The following is a 6,591-nucleotide window of genomic DNA, read 5'->3' as shown; positions in this document are numbered from 1 at the left end:
CTCCCTACCTGTCCTCGGGGGGTTTGTTTTTTTGCCCCCCCCCCCCCGGCGGCGCCTGCCTGCGAGGCCTCGTCGACGACGACCACATCGAACATGTCCGGTTTGATTTCGAACTGCTCGACCACGCGATAGATCGGCATGATCCACACCGGCACCGCGGGCCTGCATTCCGCCAGTGCCCGCTGCAGGCCGACCAGCTTGCGTGCCGCATGCTGGCCGGTGCCCTTACCCCGATCCTTGACCAATTGCGAGTACTGCAGCAGGTCGGCCCGCGCCTTGTTGGTGAGCCTGTCCACCGCGCGGTCCCACGCTCTGGTGGTAGCAAGGATCGTCGCCTGCACCCGCAGCTGCTCCTCGACACCGTCCAGACGGCGACACAGATCATTGACCTCGCCCACGTTGTGGCTGGTCAGCCACTTGCCGATGGCATTCCACTGCCACGCTGCAGGGAACTCGGCGAACCTGCCGGTCCACTCGGGATTGTCCGGGTCTGCGGTCACGGCGGCGTGCAGGTCGGCTTGCTCGGAGATTGTGGCGTCGAGTTCACGGCGACGCGCAAAAGCGTGCCGGAGCCGGTGCAGCTGGGTGAGTCGCTCGCCGGCCAGCCGGTATGCGGCGACATCTCGCTCGCGGACGGCGGCGGCCAATTCGTGCAGGTTGTCGGTCGCCCGAGGATCTCGGCACCAGCTGTCGAGTTGGTCGGTGAGGCGAGCCAGCGGCACACCGGTCTGCTGCCACGCCAGCTCGGCTTCGACGGCGGCGAACGCTTCGAGCAGGTGCGCGACTTCGTCCGGCTTCGCCCAGTTGGGCACCGCAACCCCGATGTCCCGCAATGCGTTACCGGTTGCGGCCAGCCGGTCACCGTAACCCAGAATCCGACCGAGCAAGGTCCGCGCCGCACGGTGCGCGGCGACACGGTCACGCAAGGTTCCGGCCACGGGGATCGGCATCGGCCAGGCGGCATCGAGCTGGCCGAGGAGACGTCGGCAGTTCTGGGTTTCCAGGAAAGCGGTCAGCTGTTCGACCTTGGTCGGCATCCGGCCGTCGACCCGGACATGCTCGAACAACGGCTGCGCGTCTTTGACCACTCGCGGGGTGAGGAATCCCAGCTTCGGGCTACCGTCGGTTTTGACCTCGAATTTGCCGCCCTGCCCGATATGTCGGCGCAGGTTTTCCGCCAGCGCGAGCATCGGTGCGAGATCGACGTCGGCCACCTGGACGTCGGTATATCCGATCGTCTCGAGCGCCGCGTCGATCTGCGGGATGAGTGCGTCGACGGTCTGCGCACATCCATGCCAACTGTGCTGGTGACCGGCTCGGATCGCTTCGGGGGCCGCGCGCATCCAGGCATCTGGGCGACTGGCGAAATCCTTGGCTTGGCTGTCCAGCTCCGCCACCGCGCGACTAAGCTCGGCACGCGCCTCCGGCGACAGCGCCGTCAGCTGACCGACAACATGCGTTCCACGATGATGCGAATACGACTCCCGCTGTTCACCGGCTTCCCGTTCTCGCGCATGCCATTGTGCGAAGTCGTCCGCGATGGGCAGGTCGGCAGCCGCGACCAGGTCCGGTGCCGCAGCTTCGGGGTCGGCGAGATCAGAGTCTCGAAGTAGCGCGAGCCATTCGGTCAGCTCGTCCACCGAGAATGGGCATTGCTCCGCCGCACCGGCTGCGAGTAGCCCTGTAGTCCAGTCGAATTCGTTTCGGCCCGCGCACCACTGCGTTGCGATGTCGGCGACAGTGCCGGTTCGCCCACCGATCCGGTGTTCGGTGATGTCCCGTTCCCGCAGGCTGAGCAGTTCGCGATGCAAGCCGCCACGAATGCGGCGCAGTTCCTCGATCTTCGCCTGAGTGGCGGCTGCCGTGCGCTTCGACCGGGCCGGATCATGGTCGGCGGCAGCCTGATTGATCCGATTCACCGACGTCTTCAGTTCTTCGAGCTCTGTGCGGGAATCACCGACGACGGTCACGCACAGCGGTTTGATCTCGTCGGGCAACCGGTGCCGCACCTCGTGCAACGCCCGGTCGGTGTGCGCGGTGATCAGGACCCGTTTGCCCTGCGCGAGCAAGTGGGTGATGAGCGCGGCCGCCGTGTGAGTTTTGCCCGTGCCGGGCGGGCCCTGGACCAGGGTGTGCGCATGGTTGTCGACGTGGTCGAGGATCCGCAGCTGAACGTCGTTGAGCTGCAACGGGAGAAACTTGTCCGGACCGTCGTGGACGATCGCGCCTGCGTCGTCACATCCGGTCACGGCTGGCTCATGATCGGGATCGACGAGGTTCACCATGCCCGCGGGCAACGATCCGGTATTCCTGATGTTGTCGGCGACGGCCCGCAGTGCCTTCACCATGCCCCGGTTGCTGCGTTTGCGCAGCACGATCGCGGGCGCGTAGTAGGCGATCGGACTCGGAGTCGCGGCCCCAGGCGAGAGATCGTCACGGTATTCGGCGTCGGGATTGATGCAGTTGACGAACATCCTGACCAGGGCTGCGATGTCGTCCCGGTCGAAGGCGTCCACGTCACCGGTTCTGGCCTGTTCCTCGGCCCGTTGCAGATCACCGGGCGCCGACATCTGACCTGCCTCGACGATGTCCTGCAGTTCCGGGGTGTAGCCGGTACTCGCCGGATCCAGCGCGACCGACAGCGCACCGTAACCGGAGTCGAACCGCACCGCCACCGGCACCGTGAGCACGTGCCGACGCACCGATCCGACCGCGCTGCCATGCCAAGTGAGCAGACCCAGCGCGAAGACGATCTCGAAGGTCTCCCGCTCGCCCTCATAACGGGTATAGACCTCGTACAGAGTACGATACAGCGCGAGCACGACATGCTTGAGCCGCGCCACCGGCGCCCACTCCCGCCACCGCGGCAGCCATTCCGCGTAAGCCGTGGCGACGTCCGGGTGGTCAGCGAGTTCGAGTTCCGTTCCGTCGGCATCGAACCGACGCGGCTCGAGATCGGGCTCGGCTTCAGGATTGTCGATCGTCCCGGCCAGCCAGTCACGCAGGATCCGCGGCGGCGCCGGAGCAGGTGGAACCTGTGTCTTCTCGACGATGAGGAACGGCGCACCCGGCTCGGCCGGCTGATAGGTGACGGCGGGATCGGGTGGGAGATCGTCCACCCAGATGACCTCACCGTCACGCTGATAGGTGGCGATGTCTTTGATCCGGCTCACCCGCAGCTGCTGGGCATGCGCCAGGAAATCGAACAGCCGTGCACCACGACCGACGAGATCGGCGGGAATCGGTTCCCCGTTCGCGGTGTCGATCACCCGAATCCTCCAATGACAGTAGTGAGCAACCGATGTGCTCAGCGAACGTGGATGCCGTCGATCTGGGTCGCCAGCTCGATGACGCGAGGGTCCTGCGCACCGAATCGCACCGACATCTGCTGGTGCAACCGCTTGAGCCGATTCAGGGCGGCCTTCGGATTCCCGAGGCGCAGTTGGCAGATGGCAAGGCGCTGGACGCAGTACATCGCCTGCTCGTCATACGGCCCGTTCGCGGCGGTGAGTTCCTCGGCGCGCGTTCGATACAGCTCAGCCGCCATCGCGAACTCACCGGCGTCGAAGTGCCGGTCGGCGCTGCTACGCCCGTCGTCGCCGAACCCTTGCACGGTGGGCGCGGTGCGCGGCTCGGTGAAGGCGATGTCGGCCGGTGGCGCGATCAGTGTGCGAGCTGTTCGATAGCTCGGGGGTGTCACCAGCGCTTGCGCATACAGTCGCGCCGGGCTGGTTGGCTCCCGGACATCGTCGAGCTCGTCGAGCCCGCCGACATGCCGCTGCAGGGTGCTGTGCACGGCCGTCGCGTCGCGCGGCCGCTGCCGTGGATCCTTGGCGAGCATGTCCGACAACAGTGCGACGACATCACGCGGAACATCACGGCGCAGCGTCGAGACCTCCGGTGGTACCAATTCGATCTGCTTGCGCCACAACAAGAACGGCGTGCTCCCCGTGATCACCTGCGCACCGGTGAGCAACTCGTAGAGCACCAAGCCCAGCGAGTACAGGTCGGTCTGTGCCACGACCGGGTCACCATTGATCTGTTCCGGCGCCATGTACGCGGGCGTCCCGAGGGTATTGCCGGTGGAGGTGAGCCGCGAGACATCACTGTCCAGCAGCACCGCCAACCCGAAATCGAGGACCTTCACCGTCCCGTCCGGACACAGCATCACGTTGGAGGGTTTCAGATCACGATGGAAGATGGATTGCTGGTGTGCTGCCGCCAGCACCGCCGCCACCTGTGCGCCGATCGAGGCGACCACCCCGACCGGCAACATGCTGCGGTACCCGGCGATCCGGTCCAGTGACACACCGTGCACGAAATCCATCACCAGGTATGGCCGTTCGGGCGGACCCGGTTCGATCCCCGCATCGTGGATCGCAGGCAGCCCGGGATGCACCAAGCGGGCCATCAGCCGCGCTTCCCGAATGAACCGCTGGGTCCACTGTGGATCCGTATCCAGGTCCGGCCTGGTGAGCTTCACCGCGATGGGGCGTTCGAGGTGGCGGTCATATCCGGCGAACACCTGACCCATACCGCCGGCGCCGATCTGGCTGGTCAGCTGATACCGACCACCGACAACCTGTGGTTTCAGCGCCACCATCACCCCTCCGTGCCTCTCGATCGAAGGAACAAAATACCGGATGAAAGGAACACAGGCGGCGGAGGCATTATGTTTACCCAGACCGACTGTCAGCCAAACCATTCGGTCGATGTCACGCCATCAAAGCACGCGGCGCAAATCGTTTGACATAGTTTTCAGCCGCTTTTAGAGTTGCCGTGGCTGGACCCACCAGCCGACTGCAGCAAGATAGGTGACAGCGACATGGCCAACGGGGGCGTGGACCTTTCCAAGACTGATTCCTTGTCCTTGCGTGAGCGGTCCATACCACTGCCGACCAGCACCGACGGTTACCGAAAGGTGCTGCTGCTCGGTACCACCGGTGCAGGCAAGACGACAGTCGTCCGTCAGCTGCTCGGCACCAACCCGAAGACGGAGAAGTTCCCGTCGACCTCCACCGCGAAAACCACGGTCGCCGACATGGAGGTGATCGTCAGCGACGAGCCCACATTCCGCGCCGCGGTGACCTTTGCGCCACGTGACGTCATCGAAGGGCACCTCCAGGAGAACGTCGTCGAGGCCGCCCTGGCGGCCTACGCGGGCAAGGATGACGCCGTCGTCGGCCGCAAGCTGCTCGACCACGTGAACCAGCGGTTCCGGTTCAGCTACGCCCTGGGCCGAATCCAGGCCGTCTCTGCCGACGATGTTATCGACGACGAAGACGAGGACGACGAAGACGACGACCTGGACCCCGACGATTTCGGCCAGATCGACGAGGCGGCCACCGCGCGCGCCTTGAAGTCCGCTGTCCAGTCGATCCGGCTGATGGCCGAGGAGTACGCCCTCGAGACCGCCTACACGGTGCCCGCCGACGAAGTCGCCAAACATATCGAACGCAACGCCGATTCCGACCTCCCGCGCAACCCCCGCTTCACCCAGATCGTGAACATGCTCCTCACCGAGCTGATGCAGCGGTTCGAGGCCATCGATATCGGCGAACTGCGCTACGACTCCCGCGATTGGCCCATCCTGTGGGCCTTGGAGAGCACCGATCGCGCCGAATTCCTCACCACCATCACCCGTTTCACCGGCAACAACGCCAAACTCTTCGGCCGTCTCCTCACCCCGCTGGTGAGCGCGGTCCGCGTCAGCGGCCCGTTCGTTCCCAAGTGGGCCGACACCCGCCCGCGCCTGGTCCTCATCGATGGCGAAGGCCTCGGCCACGCGAAATCCCACGCCTCGCCACTGTCGACCCGCATCTCCCGCCAACTCGACCAGGTCGACGCCGTCCTGCTCGTCGACAATGCCCAGCAACCCATGCAGGCCGCCGCTGCCGCCGCCCTGAAAAGCGTTGCCATCTCCGGCCACTCGGCGAAACTGCACTTCCTGTTCACCCATTTCGACCAGGTCAAGGGTGACAACCTCGACACGTTCACCGAGCGCGAGGAACATGTCCGTCAGTCACTGCACAACGTCTTGAGCCAGCTCCGAGCCGAGGGCCGCCAGGTCAACCCGGCCCTGGAGTCGGCGGAACGCGTTCTGCAACTGCGCCTCGAGCACGGCGCGTTCTTCGTGGGCGGCATCCACAAGCAGCTCAAGCCGACCAACAACGCAGGCCGCCGCACCATCGAGGAACTCAACAAACTGCTGGCGCACGTCGCCGATCCGGAGATCGCGAACCGCGCAGGTGAGTCCTGCCCGGTGTACCGCAAGACCGAACTGTTCGAAGGCATCTCACAGGCTGTCGTCGAATTCCGCGACAAGTGGCAAGCCCTCCTCAAACTCAAGTCGCACGCCTCGGTCTTCCCCGAGCACGGGAGCCGCATCAAGGCGCTGGCCCGCCGTGTCGCGAACCGGTGGGACAACAACGAATACGACAACCTCAAGCCGGTCGCCGAACTCCGCGAATCCTTGAACGAGCAGGTCTGGAACGTCGTCCAGAACCCGCAGCGGTGGCTGGGTGCGCGGCCGACCACCGAGGAACGCCACATCCGGGTCGACCACATAATGATCGCAGTCACCCTCCGCCA

3 protein-coding genes are annotated in these 6,591 nt (G+C 65.2%); 1 reads left to right on the top strand and 2 read right to left on the bottom strand.

What is annotated here, in order from left to right; translation table 11 throughout:
- Together ACFWPJ_RS21325 and ACFWPJ_RS21320 are read right to left on the bottom strand one after the other, a co-directional pair.
- Positions 1–3,269 (bottom strand): AAA domain-containing protein (locus ACFWPJ_RS21325; RefSeq protein WP_378853893.1); only part of this gene is annotated, 3,269 nt, incomplete at its 3' end.
- Positions 3,270–3,307: 38 nt separating this feature from the next.
- Positions 3,308–4,603, bottom strand: coding sequence for a protein kinase (locus ACFWPJ_RS21320; protein WP_378853891.1), 1,296 nt, complete (start codon positions 4,601–4,603; stop codon positions 3,308–3,310).
- Between the two features lie 222 nt (positions 4,604–4,825).
- Between ACFWPJ_RS21320 and ACFWPJ_RS21315 the strand changes: the two genes are divergently transcribed.
- Positions 4,826–6,591: hypothetical protein (locus ACFWPJ_RS21315; RefSeq protein ID WP_378853889.1), on the top strand; the 1,766-nt coding region annotated here is incomplete at its 3' end.

This window comes from Nocardia sp. NPDC058497 (genome assembly GCF_042720195.1).
Classification (GTDB): Bacteria; Actinomycetota; Actinomycetes; order Mycobacteriales; family Mycobacteriaceae; genus Nocardia.
The sequence above is the reverse complement of the archived record's forward strand: the minus strand, read 5'-3'. Positions and strand labels throughout refer to the sequence as shown.

Coding starts and splice junctions, on each gene's coding strand:
- ACFWPJ_RS21320 (WP_378853891.1), bottom strand. CDS start 4,603: ATGGTGGCGCTGAAACCACAGGTTGTCGGTGGTCGGTATCAGCTGACC.